Origin of the sequence: Verrucomicrobium spinosum DSM 4136 = JCM 18804, from assembly GCF_000172155.1 — a bacterium.
Taxonomy (GTDB): Bacteria; Verrucomicrobiota; Verrucomicrobiia; order Verrucomicrobiales; family Verrucomicrobiaceae; genus Verrucomicrobium; species Verrucomicrobium spinosum.
The window spans coordinates 1,824,363-1,839,477 of the sequence record NZ_ABIZ01000001.1 but is presented as its reverse complement, the minus strand read 5'-3'; the positions used below and the strand labels follow the sequence as shown (position 1 = coordinate 1,839,477).

18 protein-coding genes are annotated in these 15,115 nt (G+C 58.3%); 3 read left to right on the top strand and 15 right to left on the bottom strand.

Translation table 11 applies throughout. From position 1 onward, the window contains the following. Positions 1 to 194: 194 nt before the first annotated feature. Complete coding sequence (locus VSP_RS07135) at positions 195 to 1,037, bottom strand: anti-sigma factor (protein ID WP_009959683.1); 843 nt, start codon at positions 1,035 to 1,037, stop codon at positions 195 to 197. Further along, positions 1,034 to 1,690 (bottom strand): RNA polymerase sigma factor, encoded by a 657-nt coding sequence (locus VSP_RS07130; protein WP_009959682.1) that lies wholly within the window; start codon positions 1,688 to 1,690, stop codon positions 1,034 to 1,036. Before VSP_RS07130 ends, VSP_RS07135 begins: the two co-directional genes overlap by 4 nt. A 246-nt stretch (positions 1,691 to 1,936) precedes the next feature. On the opposite strand from VSP_RS07130, the gene VSP_RS34310 reads away from it, so the two are divergent. Then, the gene (locus tag VSP_RS34310) at positions 1,937 to 2,494 is read left to right on the top strand and encodes an FMN-binding protein (RefSeq protein WP_009959681.1); all 558 of its coding nucleotides are present in this window, start codon (positions 1,937 to 1,939) and stop codon (positions 2,492 to 2,494) included. Positions 2,495 to 2,538: 44 nt separating this feature from the next. Continuing rightward, positions 2,539 to 3,426, top strand: coding sequence for an FAD:protein FMN transferase (locus tag VSP_RS34305; RefSeq protein WP_009959680.1), 888 nt, complete (start codon positions 2,539 to 2,541; stop codon positions 3,424 to 3,426). A 601-nt stretch (positions 3,427 to 4,027) separates the two neighbouring features. On the opposite strand, the gene VSP_RS34300 is transcribed toward VSP_RS34305, so the two are convergent. The 7 genes from VSP_RS34300 to VSP_RS07080 all read right to left on the bottom strand — a co-directional run bounded on the left by VSP_RS34300 (position 4,028) and on the right by VSP_RS07080 (position 7,519). Next, positions 4,028 to 4,261 (bottom strand): 7(1) septoil knot domain-containing protein, encoded by a 234-nt coding sequence (locus VSP_RS34300; protein WP_009959679.1) that lies wholly within the window; start codon positions 4,259 to 4,261, stop codon positions 4,028 to 4,030. Between the two features lie 97 nt (positions 4,262 to 4,358). Continuing rightward, complete coding sequence (locus VSP_RS39015; protein ID WP_009959678.1) at positions 4,359 to 4,808, bottom strand: cupin domain-containing protein; 450 nt, start codon at positions 4,806 to 4,808, stop codon at positions 4,359 to 4,361. Between the two features lie 530 nt (positions 4,809 to 5,338). Continuing rightward, the gene (locus VSP_RS07100; protein ID WP_029190245.1) at positions 5,339 to 5,641 is read right to left on the bottom strand and encodes a hypothetical protein; all 303 of its coding nucleotides are present in this window, start codon (positions 5,639 to 5,641) and stop codon (positions 5,339 to 5,341) included. Beyond that, positions 5,641 to 6,327 carry a metallophosphatase domain-containing protein gene (locus VSP_RS34290; protein ID WP_009959676.1) on the bottom strand — a complete coding sequence of 229 codons (687 nt, stop codon included), beginning with the start codon at positions 6,325 to 6,327 and terminating at the stop codon, positions 5,641 to 5,643. Before VSP_RS34290 ends, VSP_RS07100 begins: the two co-directional genes overlap by 1 nt. Positions 6,328 to 6,384: 57 nt before the next feature. Beyond that, the gene (locus VSP_RS42945; RefSeq protein ID WP_009959675.1) at positions 6,385 to 6,651 is read right to left on the bottom strand and encodes a hypothetical protein; all 267 of its coding nucleotides are present in this window, start codon (positions 6,649 to 6,651) and stop codon (positions 6,385 to 6,387) included. A gap of 98 nt (positions 6,652 to 6,749) precedes the next feature. Then, complete coding sequence (locus VSP_RS07085) at positions 6,750 to 7,079, bottom strand: hypothetical protein (RefSeq protein ID WP_009959674.1); 330 nt, start codon at positions 7,077 to 7,079, stop codon at positions 6,750 to 6,752. After that, positions 7,076 to 7,519, bottom strand: coding sequence for a hypothetical protein (locus VSP_RS07080; protein ID WP_009959673.1), 444 nt, complete (start codon positions 7,517 to 7,519; stop codon positions 7,076 to 7,078). Before VSP_RS07080 ends, VSP_RS07085 begins: the two co-directional genes overlap by 4 nt. 155 nt (positions 7,520 to 7,674) lie before the next feature. Here VSP_RS07080 and VSP_RS07075 point away from each other — a divergent pair, with 155 nt between their 5' ends. Next, on the top strand, positions 7,675 to 8,853 hold the full coding sequence (locus VSP_RS07075) for an ISAs1-like element ISVsp18 family transposase (protein ID WP_009959672.1): 1,179 nt from the start codon (positions 7,675 to 7,677) through the stop codon (positions 8,851 to 8,853). Positions 8,854 to 8,878: 25 nt separating this feature from the next. On the opposite strand, the gene VSP_RS07070 is transcribed toward VSP_RS07075, so the two are convergent. From VSP_RS07070 to hflK, 6 genes are all read right to left on the bottom strand, one after another. Then, a complete protein-coding gene (locus VSP_RS07070) occupies positions 8,879 to 9,118 on the bottom strand; it encodes a hypothetical protein (RefSeq protein WP_009959670.1) in 240 nt (79 codons plus the stop codon). A gap of 264 nt (positions 9,119 to 9,382) precedes the next feature. Then, the gene (locus VSP_RS07065) at positions 9,383 to 10,090 is read right to left on the bottom strand and encodes a GNAT family N-acetyltransferase (protein WP_009959669.1); all 708 of its coding nucleotides are present in this window, start codon (positions 10,088 to 10,090) and stop codon (positions 9,383 to 9,385) included. Between the two features lie 371 nt (positions 10,091 to 10,461). Further along, positions 10,462 to 10,839 (bottom strand): DUF7079 family protein, encoded by a 378-nt coding sequence (locus tag VSP_RS34285; protein ID WP_009959666.1) that lies wholly within the window; start codon positions 10,837 to 10,839, stop codon positions 10,462 to 10,464. Positions 10,840 to 10,907: 68 nt separating this feature from the next. Then, entirely contained in the window at positions 10,908 to 11,627 is a 720-nt protein-coding gene (locus VSP_RS42015; protein WP_157210774.1) for a hypothetical protein, read from the bottom strand. A gap of 776 nt (positions 11,628 to 12,403) precedes the next feature. Beyond that, positions 12,404 to 13,522 (bottom strand): protease modulator HflC, encoded by a 1,119-nt coding sequence (gene hflC, locus VSP_RS34280; RefSeq protein WP_009959664.1) that lies wholly within the window; start codon positions 13,520 to 13,522, stop codon positions 12,404 to 12,406. A 51-nt stretch (positions 13,523 to 13,573) separates the two neighbouring features. Then, on the bottom strand, positions 13,574 to 14,620 hold the full coding sequence (gene hflK / locus VSP_RS07040) for an FtsH protease activity modulator HflK (protein ID WP_009959663.1): 1,047 nt from the start codon (positions 14,618 to 14,620) through the stop codon (positions 13,574 to 13,576). Between the last annotated feature and the right edge of the window lie 495 nt (positions 14,621 to 15,115).

The following is a 15,115-nucleotide window of genomic DNA, read 5'->3' as shown; positions in this document are numbered from 1 at the left end:
GCGGAACTCCAACCCTCTCCGTTGGTGTTGGAAAGGGCGGACAACCATTCAGGCAAGACAGGACGTTCAGGGCCCGGGACAGGAATGTCCCTCGCTCCTTATACTGACCGCTCCAGCACTGTGGAAGCTGGAACCCGCACCAAGTACGACTCCAGCCCCAACACCTTGACGCACCGCCCACTGGCGCACTGGACCTAAGGGCTGATCATGATGATGCTGCCTTCCCCTTCAGGCACGCCGCCTTCCTTCTCCACACTTAGGGCGAAGCGGGAGGCGTCGGTGATGGGTTGCACAGGCTTGAAGGTGATGGTGGCTCGCCCACGGTCGTTCACCTTCACCACCCCGGCATCCACAGGCTTGGTCTTGGCCTTGTCGATGACCCAGAGCTGGTAATCCTTGTTGGGCTGCACAGGCGGCATCTTGTCCATTTTCAGCTGGCCCTGCTGGGCGTTGCTGTCCCAGACCACCACGGCCACGCCTTCTTCATAGCGCTTGATCCCGGAGCGCAGCGTCGCGATCTCCATGCTGGAGACGGCATTGGCCTGCTTGAGCCGGGACACCTCAGCCGTGAGAGCCGCGGTGTTGGACGTGGCAGCAACCAGTCTCTGCTCAAGCTCTGTCTTGGCCTGCTCGGCCAGTTGAGTCTCCTCCTTGGCCCGCACTTCACTCGCCTGAAGAGCCGGAATCTGGGCGGCGATCTGCTGCTTTTCCTCCCACAGGCGGAAGGCACCAAAGGCAAGTCCCGCCGCAGCAGCCCATGCCACCCACGGACTGCGAATGAACCCAAAGACGACCCCGGTAACGATGTTCGAGCGCTTGGAACGGCGGATCTCTGCAAGGAGACGTGCACGCAACTCCGGTGGAGGGGCTTCTTCTGGCAGCAGGTGGGCGATTTCGGCGGCCGTTTCCTCAAACTCGGCCACGGCTTCGCGGAGGCGGGCGTCCACCTTCATCTCACTGCGCAAGATGCGCTTGTCATGCTCGTCCAGCACATGCAGCGAGTACATGGCGGCCTGTTCTTCCTGACGATCTGTCATGACAGACCTCCTTTCAGCAAGTCGCGCAGTCGCACCAGACCGCGGCGGATGTGGGTTTTCACTGTGCCCAAGGGGGCTCCGAAAAGTTCTGCCAATTGATGATGGGTGTAACCTTTAAGGAAGGCCCATTCAATGTATTTGCGCTGGTCTTCAGGCAGGGCCAGCAGGGCCTGACGCACCAGTTCCGCACGCTCCTGGCGGTCTGCAGCCTGATCCGAGCGCTCCGCGCTATCATCCAGAGGAGGCAGCAGTTCTGCCGCCTTGTCCGCCACACGGCTGCGACGACGCAGAGCCCGCAGGCGGTCGATGGCCTTGTGCCGGAAAACAACCACAGCCCAGGTGAAGGCTTTGCTGCGAGTGGGGTCGTAGGACGGCGCGTGCTCCCACAGGTAGAGAAACCCCTCCTGTAGTACTTCCACCGCCTCCTGATCGTCCTCCAAAATGCGCCTCACCAACGCGTGAAGAGAGCCAGAAAACCGGTCGTACAGTGCTCCGAACGCGGCTTGATCCCGCGCGGCAACACGTAGCATGAGGTTTTCATCCGATTCCTGATCCATGGGACACTCAAACAAGGGGACATCCCGGTCCCCGCTGGCAGGCCACCCGGCCCAGTCACGCCTCGTGACCACGCCGCCGTAAGTGGCGAGAGACATCGTTAGCAGGGTTGGCGCGGTCACACAACTTTTTGCGCGGAAAGGTTGCGCTTGGATGCTGGAATTATCGACTAGCGGCACTTCCCCCATGGAAATCCCCGGCCCTGTCGCTTTAAATCGCGCGCTGTTGAGACTTGTTCGCAAATAACAGTTGACTGCAGCTTCGATTTCGCGCACTACTCTTGCGATTCCATCTCAATAAATAACCTGCCCTCCACTTCAGCGTTCGAGCGTTCCCCCTCCGTCATGACTGTCCGCTTTATCGCCAGCGTCGCCAGCCTGCCCGCGGCCCCGTTGGTCTGCCATGCCGAGGTGTTCCTGAGCCTGGAACAGGCCCAGCGGCTGATATTTCCCGGAGAGACGCTTGCGGAAGCATCCCTCATCCTCACCGAACGCCAGAAGCGCCAAGTGGAACAGGCCTCTGGGGTGAAGGTGAGGGACCGCCATGTCCGCGCCTGGCGCACCCCGGGTGGAGGATTGTTTCTCCTCGATACGGTGACAGGTAAACACGAGGAGATCACCTATGCCTGCGGCATCGCCACCAGCGGGCAGGTGAAGCAGATCGAGGTGATGGCGTACCGCGAGGCCTACGGCCAGCAGGTGCGCAACGCCTCCTGGCGCAAGCAGTTCGTGGGGGCCACGGTGCACTCTGATCTCACGGTGGGCGGGGACATCCGCCACCTGAGTGGTGCCACCTTCTCCTGTGGCAGCATCACCGACGGCGTGCGCCGCCTGCTGCACACGCACGCGATTGCCTTCTCGAGCCCCTCGCCTGTGCCGGCCACCGCATTCACGGTGTGCTGAGACTTCGTCACCGTCCTTCCCGCCTCCCCTCTTCTCTCACTGCCATGCCGGAGTACAACCGCATCAAACGCGCCCGCCCTCTGCTGGGGACGCTGGTGGAGATCACGCTGGAGGGCAAGCGGGACGAAAAAACGCTGCACACCCTGGCGGGAGCCGCCTTCACCGAGATCGAACGGGTGCACAGGCTCATGAGCTTTCACGATCCGCACAGCGACATCTCCCGTCTCAATACAGACGGTCGCGGCCGCCCCGTGCCGCTGCACCCGTGGACCATCGAGGTGCTGCGCTGCGCTGAAAATTTGAAGAACGACACGGCAGGACTTTTTGACGTGTGCATTGCCGGCTCGCTGCTGCATCTGGGTTATCTCCCCGGGCAGGGCACCAAGGTGCCGCCACTGTGCCGCTTCGGCATCATCAAGCTCTACGACAATCACCAGGCCCGGCTCTACGGCGGTGCCTATGTGGACGTGGGCGGCATTGCCAAAGGCTTCGCTGTGGACAAGGCCGTGGACATCCTCCGCGGCATCGGTGGTCTAAGCGGCATTGTCAACGCGGGCGGCGATCTGCGGGTGTTTGGTGCCAAGTCGCAGCTGGTGAACCTGCGTGATCCGTCGGAACCCGGCACCTCCCACCACGCCATCCAGCTCAAGGATGGTGCCTTGGCCACCACCGGCAGTTACTTCAGCCGCAAAAAGTTGCCCGAAGGGGCCTGGGTGGCCCCGCTCATTCATCCCCACACCCGCCGCGCCAATCCCGGCAGCCGCAGCGTCACCGTCGCCGCTCCCACCGCCATGCTGGCCGATGCCCTCACCAAAGTGGCATGGTTCGCCCGCGCAGAGGACTCCGCCCGTCTCCTGAAAACTTATCGCGCGAGCGGCTGGGTTTTAGGAAAGCACCAAGAGGTGGTGCCTCTCACGGGGAAGGCGGCTTAGAGGTTCTTGGTTCTTGGTGGTTTTTGAAGTTTCGTTTGGTCGGCGTGTCGTAGCTTGAAGTTCCCGGCGGGCTCAATGAGGAGCGAGATTTGTGGCAGGTTGCTCGTGGCCTGATGCTCGCACCTCGTAGCTCGTAGCTCGTGGTTGCATTCGTAAGAATGCGGAATCGCCCAAGCAACCCCGCAATGTTATTCAGCGCCATGGCATCCTCTCACCCTCCCGGACCGCGTTCTCACGAACGCAGCCACAAGCTTCCTCCCACGCCTATGCCCCCCTGAGGTCGCAACTTGTTGCTCGTAGCTGCATTCGTAAGAATGCGGAATCGCCCAAGCAACCCCGCAATGTTATTCATCGCCATGGCATCCTCTTCCCCTCCCGGACCGCGTTCTCACGAACGCAGCCACAAGCTTCCTCCCACGCCTATGCCCCCCTGAGGTCGCAACTTGTTGCTCGTAGCTGCATTCGTAAGAATGCGGAATCGCCCAAGCGACCCCGCAATGTTATTCATCGCCATAGCATCCTCTCCCCCTCCCGGACCGCGTTCTCACGAACGCAGCCACAAGGTTCCACCCGTGTCTTGGCAACCGCCCCCTCCCGCACTTCACGCGCCCTCCAGCCGCACATAGCGCACCGTGAAATCCTCACCCATCTTTACGATACGAATCCTGAAGTCTTCCCCCAGTTTCACCTCCTCCCACAGGCCAGGGCTAAAAGCCCCCATGCTGACCCTTCGCACACTGAGATCTCCACCCACCCTCACCACGCGCACCTTGTAGTCCTCGCCAAACGCGACGAAGCGGACTTTGCCATACACAGATCGTGGATCGGGTTTCATGGGCTCGGAAGGAGATACAACTTATTGGAAAGCCGGATGGCTGATCCAGAAATTCGATGGCGGAGCCGTTATCTGGATGGGGAGCGTAGCAAGCTAATTACTTCGGCGGCCAGTTTACCCCGTCGAGTTCAGGAGGCAACTGGGTGGGTTCCACTGGGTAATAGAGACTCATGTCGCCCACCTGATCAGGTTCCAGCTCGAGTTCAGGCGCGCCTACGATGAGCCACAACACCTCTTCGTCCGTGTCATTGAACACTTGCCGTAGCATTTCTGGTCCTACGAGCACGCCACCGTGCTTCGGCACAGTGAGAGTGTCCTCACCGACCCGAATACGACCGGTTCCCTCCAGCACAAAGTAGAACTCCTCGGTCCGCACGTGTTTGTGCAGAGTGTTGGCGCTTTGGGGAGGCAGACGCCAGAGCCGCGCTCCCAAGTTCTCGCTGCCCGTGCGTTCCAGGTAGTCGGCATTCGGAATCCGCATCAGGTTGGAAGGACGCCAGGCGAGGTCTGCGGGGGTAATGAGGTGGTATCCTTGGATGGAATTCATTGGTCTTCGTGTCACCATCAGGTTTATCGGAACAATCGAATCCGGGATCAAGCAATGTGCCGGACTATTTGAGCTCGAACTTAACCGTAACCGTCGCGGAATACTCCAACTTTTCAAACTGCGGCTGTGTTGTTCTGACCAAAGAGGAGCTGCACCGTCCGGTGTCAATTCACGTCCAACCAACCGTTGCTTGACCTCCCCTCATGTAAAGCCAGCAACTCGCCAATCTGCACCCGAGCCTCTTTTGCCAGAGCATTGTCCTTCTCTGTGCCGCACTCACGGCGGTCAGCAAGACTTGCTTCCTACGTTCCTCGTATAGGGAGCGCGAGAACCCACTTTCACGACCTCAATGTGACCACCTTCGAGCGGCACCGTCCCCAGCGCCTGTCGGTGGGATAGAGGTGACAAGCGAGGACGTCGTGGCTGCATTCGTGAGAATGCGGAATCGTTCAAGCCATCCAGGGACATGTTTCGCCACGCCCCTCCAACTCACCCAGCCTGACCGCGTTCTCACGAACGCAGCCACATGCTCAATCTCCGCCGCCTGCTCGTGACGACGCACGTTTCCAAACCAGCAGCGTCAATCCCATCCCTGCTGCCACAATTGCCACCATAATCGTAGCGTTCACGTCAACTTCGCGCGCATCCTCAAGCGAAGCCAGGAACCACACTGTCATCGCAAAAAACAGCAACCTCGATATGACGGCCAAGGCACGAAGCCTCCACACCAGAGCAATAACACCCAAGCTGCATACCAGAAGCATGACAGGCACACCTGTCAGGAATGCGTAGAAGTTGCCGTAGTTGGTAGCCAGAGTAGGCGTTATCGACATCACCGGTTCCCCTCGCCTCCTCTCTCGAGCAGGAGATTCGAGAGCTGAACACTACCCCGAGCACACACGACATCGACACTCACCGGCTTGCTCCTAACCTTGCCAGCTGGACCACCTACCACGGCAGCATTCACAAAATGGATCCCGCCTTCCGTCAAAACACCGCTGCTGGCATGCACGTGGCCGAACGCATGAATCTGCGGGCGAATGCGATCCACCTCCCTCCGCAAGTGCAGACAGCCGAGATGGACATCGCCTGCACTGGCCACATCCAATACTCCAAACGGGGGCGTGTGCGTCAACAAGATGTCGATGCCTTCAGGGATCTGACTCCATCTCGTCATCAAGTCCTGCTCTTTAGCATAAAATGCAAATCCTGCGAGGTCGGGACACCAGGGTGATCCATAGACCTTCAACCCTCCCACCTCAATGCCTTCATCTTCAAGGTAGATGGCTTGAGAAAAGCGAAACTCCCGGTTTTGCAGCAGGGCATCGTGATTTCCACCGATACAAATGATCTGACCAGCGGGAATCTCGGCAAACCAGGCGTCAACGTCTTCGAACGTCTCCTGTTCTTGCTGTCCGATGTTGCAGAAGTCTCCGCAATGAATCAGCAAGTCGCATTCAGGGATGGTCAAATCCCTGTGCTTGCCGTGGGTGTCGGCGCTGATGCAAAGGCGGGGCATTATTTTTCAAACAGCATATTAGCGGATAGATGGGCGGCAGCGCCAGGAGTCTCCCTTTCAAAATTCGCCAGCCGATAGGTCCGTCTCATAGAGGCGATTGCCGGGACTGCACCATCCAGAGATGCAATCCATCATATCCAGTATGGCATCATACAGCCTTTCATTCTTGTCGTTTTCATGAAGGGCACGAAACGAGTCGTACAAGCGATAAAGTTCGAGCTGACTCATCCCTTCATCACGAAAGCAGCGCGCCAAGACGAGCACTGCTCGAGCCGGGTCAGCTTCGCGAAGGGCGCTTTCGAGCCGTGCCTGCGGTGAGTTCATCGGGTATCTATTGCTAGTCAGGAGATCGTTCCACGTAGTTGAGCCCAATCGCACCGGCTGGAGTCAGCCTGCCAAAACGTTCAAACCCGGCGCTGCGGCTAGCCGTGGTTCTTCGTTGTTCCAGCCTGTTCCTCGAGCACAGATTTCACCCGTTCCCAGTCTGTAACGTCATCGTGAGCTGGCCACACCTTTAGCAAAACTCGGTAACGCCCGATGTCGCGCAAGAAAGCTCCACCCATGATGCCAATGACCAACCAACCCGCCTCTGGATAGCCCGATTCTACGACCAGATACCCCAGCCCCGCGACGACGGCCAATGCCAACCAGGACCGAAGACTTGATCGAGCAAGAACCCAGAAAGTGGGTGGCTGAGTGTGCCAGCCCAAATAGACTTTCAGCGACCGCAATTGGAGTTTGGTGAGCGTCATGAGTGCGATGGTTGGGAACTACTTTCAACTATCGGGGCAAGTACAGATGCGGCGAAGGTCGTGTAAACGCGATTGGGCGGCAGTACAAGCAACGCCCCTGAAGCGAAGTCGAACGAAACTGCCAAAGGACGATAGGCAGCGCTGACGGCCTCTAGTGCTGCCGCCAAGGCTACGGATGGACCGGCCGCCTTCCGAGGAACGATGGTGATCCAAGGGATCTGATCCACATAGCGGTAGCCGCTGAAGGCTGCATCGGCATCCAGACTGCTTTCGGTGAAGGTGGCATGTTTACGAAGTGTGGCAGCCAGGTGATCAAACAGCTTGTCGTACTCTTCATCAGGAATGATGCCGTTCGCTTCATCTCCGTGCTGGTCACAAAAAGCTGAGGCGAGTTTCTCAATTTCTTCTTCGGAGGCATGGTGGAACTCGATGGGTTGCATCAATACGAAAGGTTGGCGGTAGGAATCTTGAATCTGCGGGATCTCAGGGAGATTGATTGCGCGTCGTTAATGACTTCAACGCATAAAGCGTCCGTTCAGCAGGGCTTACGCATCTAGTTTTTACAAAGCACGTGGAAATTAGTTAAGATGTGTGAATGAAGTGGGGCATGTCTTCCGCCTCTGCATCTCCTGACAGCAACCTTCGTGAAGTTTTTCAGAGCATTGATGACTGGAGGGTGCAGCGTACCCAGCGACATGATCTGGCCGACATCCTGGTGATTGCCACCTGCGCCATGCTGTGCGGTCAGGGGCATTACACCCATATGGAAGCCTTCGGCAATCTGAAGCGCACTTGGTTGGAGAGCTTTCTTGCCCTGCCCAACGGCATTCCCAGTCACGACACGTTCCGTAAAGTCTTCAGCCTGCTTGATCCCAAGCGCTTCATGGAAGCCTTCAGTCTCTGGACCCAAGGTGTATTGCGCCAACTCTCCAGCGAGGGGCTTGAGAGCGGTCTCAAAGGGGTGATCGCCATTGATGGAAAGGCACTGCGCGGGGCCGTCGACAAAGGGCAGGCACCTGCGGTCATCGTGGGGGCTTGGGCCAGTGAATTGAGCCTGTGCCTTGGACAGGTCAAGGTTGCTGACAAGAGCAATGAGATTGGCGCGATGCCGGAGTTGTTGGAAATGCTGGCGTTGAAAGGCTGCATCGTGACCATCGACGCCATGGGCTGCCAGAGGGAGGTGGCCAGGAAAATCATCCAGCAAAAGGGGGACTACATCCTGGCCCTCAAAAGCAACCAGGAAAGCCTCCATCAACAGGTCAGCCACTATTTGGACACGGGGGAGGACCTGGCCAGGGCAGAAGGCAACTTTCATCAAGAGGAAAGCGATGGGCACGGCCGGCATGAAGTGCGTCGCTGTTGGGTGAGTGAGGAAGTGGAATGCTGGCTGCAGGGGGCAGAAAAGTGGGCGGGACTGCGCAGCGTGGCTGCGGTGGAATGCGAGCGCACCGTGGCGGGTCAGACCACGGTGCAAAGGCGTTACTTCATCAGCAGTTTGAAAGCCGATGCCGCGCTCATTGCAGCCTCAGTACGCGCTCACTGGGGGATTGAAAACTCGCTGCACTGGGTTCTAGATGTGACCTTTGGCGAAGATGAGAGCCGGTCTAGAAGAGGTTACAGCGCGGAGAATCTGGCCACCCTTCGACGCCTGACTCATGCAATGATCAAGCGAGAGAACCCAAACTCCAAAAAATCGGTCAACCAACGCAGATTCGAAGCCGGACTCAGTACAGACTATCTCCAAACCTTGCTTGGAGTAAATTTAGATGCGTAAGCCCTGGTCCGTTCAGTTTACGCCATCAAGCCCGACAAACAAAATCAAGATCTTCGTCCGCCTCCTCCAGAAAGACCAAAGCACCATTCTCCACCTGCAACATGAACCCAGAACCCAAGTGGGCCCACTCCTCCGCGCTGAACCCCGGTTGATATTCCCGATTGTCATTCACAAACACGACAATGGTCGGCACGCCGTTGAAGCGAACTACATCACCAGCGTGCACCGCCTCTCCAGAGTAGTACCGCTTGTCTTGAGGGGGCATTGGGCTGCTGTTTTCTTGCATGGATCGTTCATTCGCACGACTCTCGTCGCTCGCAGGAAGGCTAAAGCCTACCACCACTCTGGGCTGCTGGCGCGGAAAAGCACATGCCCAGTGCCTGTTATTGGACTGGGCAAAATTCGTGCCCCGATCACTCGCCATACCGTACCACCGCACTACCATAACCGCCCTTGGCGTCAAAGCCAGTCCAAATGCTGCCCCAGGCAGGATCGCCCACAAAGACGTTGCCTCGAACCTTAGAATCAACTACTTCAACCGTACCGCCATAGACGTAGCATATTGCTGGAAGCCGAGGGATTCCGCAATACGAATGGAACCCGCGTTGGACTCCAGGGTGCGATACTGCGGAAGCAGGCCGCTGAGGATCGCGCGCCGGGCGACATGCGCCACCGCACTGCGGCCGAGGCCCTGCCCTCTGAAATCCGGGTGGGTGATGACCGAGATGTGGGCGATCGTGCCGCCCCACACTTCATAACTCGCCACGGCCACCAGTTGGTCCTTGGTGAATACGCCCGACGCAGGAGAGCCGGCGACGCAGCCTCCGTGTTCCCACTCCGTGGCATCGCAGCCCTGCTGCAAAGCGTGAAAGGCAACAACGTCGCCCGGAACGAGTGACCTGACGGGATGTTCCGGTGGAATGACGGCGGTTGCATAGCCGATGGACGCAGGACCGATGACCACCGAAGCGACGGATGCGAGCGCCTTGGCAAAGCTCGCGGGTGAGCAATCGGAAACCACCTTTGCCAGCAGCCCTTTGAGTTTGTCCGCACAGGTCGATGGCAACGAGACGATCGCCGCCCCATGCCGGAACATGGCAAAGGCACCCCAGTAGTCTGCAAGGTCACCACCGTGGATCTGGATACTCAATGGAGCAGCAAACAGACTGTGCGGCGAGCAACCCAGATGAGAAGCCAAGTAGGCATTGGCGATGGTGACGACGGATGGGTTCAGCATTGCTTCAATCACCGCCCTTGGTGCAGCTTCGGCATCTCGTCAAACTCAGATCATCTCCGTCTGACCAGAAACAAGATGCACGAAACGGAAGCGGGCATGAGACAGGGAATACCCGCGACGGCAATGAACCAGCTGAAACCGATGCCGAGCCAGGCCAGCCAGTGAACACCTGTTTCGTCGCGAAACTCTCCCTGAGGGTTGTGATCCCAAGCCACGTACAACATGAGCGCACCCAGGCAAAAGCCCAACAGGCAGAAGCCTCCGGCAACCAGCCACACTATCAGCTCCCACGATGAAGCTGGAGACGAAGTGGAGAGCTGATGTGGGCGAACTTGCTGGGGCATCGTTTTCAGGCAAGAGGCTTGGGGGCGTCAACTGGCGCAAATTGTTTCTTGGCGTTGCTCGCTCAGCAGGGTTTTCACGACGCCCCACGGCCCTTCAATGGCACCCCATTGGAAAGCTGGAAGATGAACAAGGGGCCGCTGGTTGTATCGCGGAGCGATGTGCTCCCGAATCCAATCTTCACCCCAAGCTCCCCAGGCGCCCGCCACGCAAATCAAATTCAGAGCGCAGGCCGGATAGACCTCATGCAGGAGTATTTCCTGAAGCTCTTTGACGCTGTATCTGCTCCCCGCAAGAACCGACGCCGTGCGTTGGCAATCCTCCTGAGACAGTTCGTCATCCAGGAAGAGCTCTGACAACGCTTCCCATACGGGCATGCACTCGAGTATCTGATTCTCCGTGGGCATTTCCTATTGTAGGCGAATTGCCTGATACAGGCAAGCCGAGGAAGGGGCTTATAAATAGACCGTTCCCACTATTTCTTCGGAACACTGTATTGTGGAGCGATCAATTGAACATCATCCGGATGCAATTTAGACAATGGATAGGATGAGTACACCTGACCATCTGCACGGACGATGGTAATTTCCCCTTTCTCAAGGTCGATTCCTGTAACCTTTCCGATCAATTCGCGCCCATCGATGCTGCGCCAGGTACGCGTGTCAGTCGGAACTGCCAATGTCGCCTGCAAGGCGGTCGCCGTCGAGCTTCCTGTCGTTCCCATAGTCTTTGTACCAACTGCAAAATCATGACCAGATGTTGGAACAGCAGTACTTGGATTTGAGGGAGACAGAGATTCCGGAAGTTGAGCCGGGGGAGCACTCTCACGGGGGCCTGAAAGCATAGAAGCAAAAAATGCGATACCAATGCCGACAACGACAAGCCCCAGACATCCACATCCAGCATACGTAACGTTGCTACCACCACAACTTGGGCATCGACGAGAGAGATTCTTGCCTTTGGGGTACCAGGTGTAACCGCAATCCTTACACCTATTCTGCGCTCTTTTTGTCCTCGCCATATCTAAGGTTCCTTTGTGAATCGCTAGCGTAAGATTGTCTTTTTTCAACTTGTCGCAGAACTTTTTTACGCATGAGGAAAACGAACACTTTTTGCGCTGTTTAGTTTTTTTGTAGCATATTGATATTGCAACCCTGTAGATAAGACCTCCCAAACCCTGAAGAGGTTTATCCACGAATTGACTCTTTACCCTAGCCACTCAAAATCCCTTTTTTACTTATAGGCCCACCTGAATCACGCGGAAGCTTGCACTACTAACTAATTCAGCTCGCTCATGAAATGTGCTAGCGGGAGCGGCGGACAAAACCGGCGGGACGCCGGTAGCACGCACAGCCGGGACGGCTGTGTCACTTCAGTGGCGCAGGTCGTGTTTGAGGAACCTGACTACTCCGTATAGGCATCGACATACATCCACATGAATCGGACAATGCGAAGGGTCAGTGCGGGCGACTCCATTTCCCAGGCTGGGGCTTTGGCCAGCAGGTGTTCATAGATCTCCTGGTCACTGAGCCGTCCCGCCTGAAGGCGAATGCCATAAGGGAAAATGCGGCGGGGCCGATGATCTCCTTTTTGCGAACGAGCTGAGGGCTGAAAGCCCGGGGTGATACCCAGCCTTGGGCAACGCCCAAGGTTGGCGTTAGCTTTAGATGTTGAGGGCTGTAGGCCCGGGGTCATTCAGGGATGCTCGTCGTGGGCAGGTTTGATGAGGCCGGGCCTTCAGCCCTCATGGGGTTGGTTAGGCATCTTTTCCTTGGGCGTTGCCCAAGGCTGGTATCACGCCGGACCTTCGGCCCTCCTGAAGTGGCACTCCCGCCACCGGTTTGTGGATGCGCCAGCGGGGCTCCGGCGCTCGCCAAGAAACAACTTCGTGGGTTCCATGAAATACACAACACCCCCCGTTCCTCCACTGCCCCCGGTGGTTCAAAGACCACCAGGAGCTGTTTCACCAAATCACTGCGCCACCGGAGTCGGCACAGGCGCTGACGCAGGCGCAGGGGTTGGCACTGGGGCAGGTGCTGGCATTACGGCGGGTGCAGGCGACGCTTTGGCTTGCGTTGGCTTCGCTGCGGGTGTCACCACCGGTTCCGTCTTCCCTTCCGGGTTCATGGACTTCAGGTACTTGAAGAAGTCGCTGTCCGTCGTGAGGATGAGGGTGCTGTCGCGGCCGAGGGTGGTTTTGTAGGTCTCCAGGGTCTTGACGAACTGGTAGAGCTGGGCGGCGGAGGTGCTGGTGTTGTAAGCCTGGGCGTAGATCTCGGTGGCTTTGGCGTCGGCCTCACCCTGAATTTCCTGAACCTTGCGGTAGGCGCTGGATTCGATCTCGCGGAGGTCCTTCTCCTTGCGACCAATGATCTTGGCGGCCTCACCCTCGCCTTCAGAGCGAAAACGTTCGGCAATCTGCATGCGCTCAGAGGTCATGCGGTCATAGATCTTGTCGCTCACGGCCGGGTTGTAGTTGATGCGCTTGAACTGCACCTCCAGGATCTCGATGCCCCAGGCCTTGGCGCTCTCCGCGGCGGCAGCCAGGACTTCCTTCTCCAGAACAGAGCGACCGTACTGGATGGCCGGGAGCTGCGTCACCACAGCGATGCCCTGCACCGAGAGTTTCTCCACCTCCACCTTGCGCGTCTTGTCGCTGCGCACCACCTCTACAAGGTCGTGCTTGGCCACGACACCGCGGGTGGCGCTGCCGACGATGTCGGTGATGCGGGAAAGCGCGCTGCGCTCGTCACGAAGGCTCTGGTAGTAGCGGAGGGGATCGGCGATGCGCCATCGGGCGAAGGCATTCACCACGACGGTGAGCTTCTCACGGGTGGACATGGAGTCAGAAGGACCGTCCCACTCGAGGATGCGCTTCTCGAAACGGTGTACCTGCTGAATGAAAGGTGCCTTGAAGTGAAGACCGGCCTCATTCTTCTCAAGCCGGTTGTTGATGGCACCACCCACGGGCTCGCCGAACTGGGTGATGATGATTTGCTCGGTCTCACCCACGGTGTAGGCGCTGACGGAGAAGAGAAAGAGCAGCAGCACGGCACCTGCCAGGGACAGGAGGTAAATGGAAGCTTTCATGAGAAAAAGATGGGGGACAAAACGGATGAAAAGTTGCCGGAGGTTTCAGGATCAACGCACCGGCTGGGTGACCTGACGCTGGGGAGCGGGCTGCTGGTAAGGCACCGGCACCTGGGGTTGCGGCTGCTGGAGGTGCATGAGGGGCAGGAACTGTTTGGCCGCGTCATCCAGGATGATCTTGCCGCCCAACTTGGGAATGACTTCGGCCATGGTTTCCAGGTAGATGCGCTGACGGGTCACCTCAGGAGCCTTTTCATACTGGGTCAGCAGGGCATTGAAGCGGGCGACGTCGCCCTCGGCTTCGTTCACGCGTTTCACGGCGTAGCCCTCTGCCTCGCTGACCTTCTGCTCGGCCTCGCCACGAGCCCGGGGCACCACCTTGTTGTATTCCCCATTGGCCTGGTTGATCAACTGCTCCCGCTCCTGCTGGGCACGGCTCACTTCATCAAACGAGCGCTGCACCGGGCGCGGGGGGCGCACGTTGGTCAGTTGCACCTGCTCCACGCGCAGGCCCATGCCCAGGCGGTCCACCACGGTCACCAGCTGCTTGCGCACCTCCATCTGGATGTCCTCACGTCCGAAGGTGAGCACCTCATCCACCGTGCGATCCCCCACCACCTCACGCATCACGCTCTCCGCCACATCACGAAGGGTGGCCTCCGGCGTACGGAGATGGAAGAGGTAGGCGCGCGCGTCAGTCACACCGTACTGCACCACCCACTCCACCTCTGCGGCGTTCAGGTCACCCGTGACCATGTTCTTCTCCGCCTCGGACTCCCTGGAGCTCTGGTACTCATTCGTGGTGTAGCCAGTGGAAAAACCAAACTCCATCTTGAGCTGGCGCTGAACCGGCACCTCCGTGACGCGATCGACGCCGAAGGGTATGCGGAAGCGCAGGCCGGGACCGCTCGTTTCCAGGTAGCGGCCGAACCGTTGCACCACGCCCACGGACTCCGCCGGCACCGTGTAGAAGCTGGTCAGCACGCCGATCACGAGGAACAGCCCTACCGCCCCAAGACCAAGGGTGCGAAGACTGACCTTTATCTGGGGCATCTGCGGGAACTGCGGCAGCTGGGGAGGTTGGTTGGATCGAGTCATAGTGGGAGTTTAGCGCAGGAAACGGTAAAAAGTAAGGGCAAGAGGCAGGGAGGGCCGTTTTCTCCCAGCCGAGCAGGATGGCACAAAGGATGGGGAAACAGCGGAGGAAGGCTGCCGGGAGCCGATCTGCGGTACAGGAGAGAACAGAACGGCGCCACCTCACAAGCCGCACTGCGGCAGAATGTCGCGGCGAACCCGGGGATAACCGGAGACTGTCGAAATTGAGTGAAATCAGCTGGGCAGGCGAAACTTGCAGACATGGAGGTAGCGATGGAGAGAGCGGATATTGTCAGCTTTCCCACCTGATCCTCCTCTGCGGAGGCACCCAGGGTTGACTCGCTTGAGCCTCGTCAAGGCAGGGCTCATAGCCCGATCCTCTTCAAGGAAGAGCTTCGACCGAGCATCTGCACTGCGGACGTTCCTTGGCTGCCCTTTCTTTGTGCCGTCGTGCCTTTGTGTGAGGTCAAAGACAGTTCGCTATTTCCGAAAACTCAC

Bases quoted from the DNA above. Each gene is read 5' to 3' on its own strand.
- VSP_RS07135 (WP_009959683.1), bottom strand. From the start codon at position 1,037: ATGACAGATCGTCAGGAAGAACAGGCCGCCATGTACTCGCTGCATGTG.
- VSP_RS07130 (WP_009959682.1), bottom strand. From the start codon at position 1,690: ATGTCTCTCGCCACTTACGGCGGCGTGGTCACGAGGCGTGACTGGGCC.
- VSP_RS34310 (WP_009959681.1), top strand. From the start codon at position 1,937: ATGACTGTCCGCTTTATCGCCAGCGTCGCCAGCCTGCCCGCGGCCCCG.
- VSP_RS34305 (WP_009959680.1), top strand. From the start codon at position 2,539: ATGCCGGAGTACAACCGCATCAAACGCGCCCGCCCTCTGCTGGGGACG.
- VSP_RS34300 (WP_009959679.1), bottom strand. From the start codon at position 4,261: ATGAAACCCGATCCACGATCTGTGTATGGCAAAGTCCGCTTCGTCGCG.
- VSP_RS39015 (WP_009959678.1), bottom strand. From the start codon at position 4,808: ATGAATTCCATCCAAGGATACCACCTCATTACCCCCGCAGACCTCGCC.
- VSP_RS07100 (WP_029190245.1), bottom strand. From the start codon at position 5,641: ATGTCGATAACGCCTACTCTGGCTACCAACTACGGCAACTTCTACGCA.
- VSP_RS34290 (WP_009959676.1), bottom strand. From the start codon at position 6,327: ATGCCCCGCCTTTGCATCAGCGCCGACACCCACGGCAAGCACAGGGAT.
- VSP_RS42945 (WP_009959675.1), bottom strand. From the start codon at position 6,651: ATGAACTCACCGCAGGCACGGCTCGAAAGCGCCCTTCGCGAAGCTGAC.
- VSP_RS07085 (WP_009959674.1), bottom strand. From the start codon at position 7,079: ATGACGCTCACCAAACTCCAATTGCGGTCGCTGAAAGTCTATTTGGGC.
- VSP_RS07080 (WP_009959673.1), bottom strand. From the start codon at position 7,519: ATGCAACCCATCGAGTTCCACCATGCCTCCGAAGAAGAAATTGAGAAA.
- VSP_RS07075 (WP_009959672.1), top strand. From the start codon at position 7,675: ATGAAGTGGGGCATGTCTTCCGCCTCTGCATCTCCTGACAGCAACCTT.
- VSP_RS07070 (WP_009959670.1), bottom strand. From the start codon at position 9,118: ATGCCCCCTCAAGACAAGCGGTACTACTCTGGAGAGGCGGTGCACGCT.
- VSP_RS07065 (WP_009959669.1), bottom strand. From the start codon at position 10,090: ATGCTGAACCCATCCGTCGTCACCATCGCCAATGCCTACTTGGCTTCT.
- VSP_RS34285 (WP_009959666.1), bottom strand. From the start codon at position 10,839: ATGCCCACGGAGAATCAGATACTCGAGTGCATGCCCGTATGGGAAGCG.
- hflC (WP_009959664.1), bottom strand. From the start codon at position 13,522: ATGAAAGCTTCCATTTACCTCCTGTCCCTGGCAGGTGCCGTGCTGCTG.
- hflK (WP_009959663.1), bottom strand. From the start codon at position 14,620: ATGACTCGATCCAACCAACCTCCCCAGCTGCCGCAGTTCCCGCAGATG.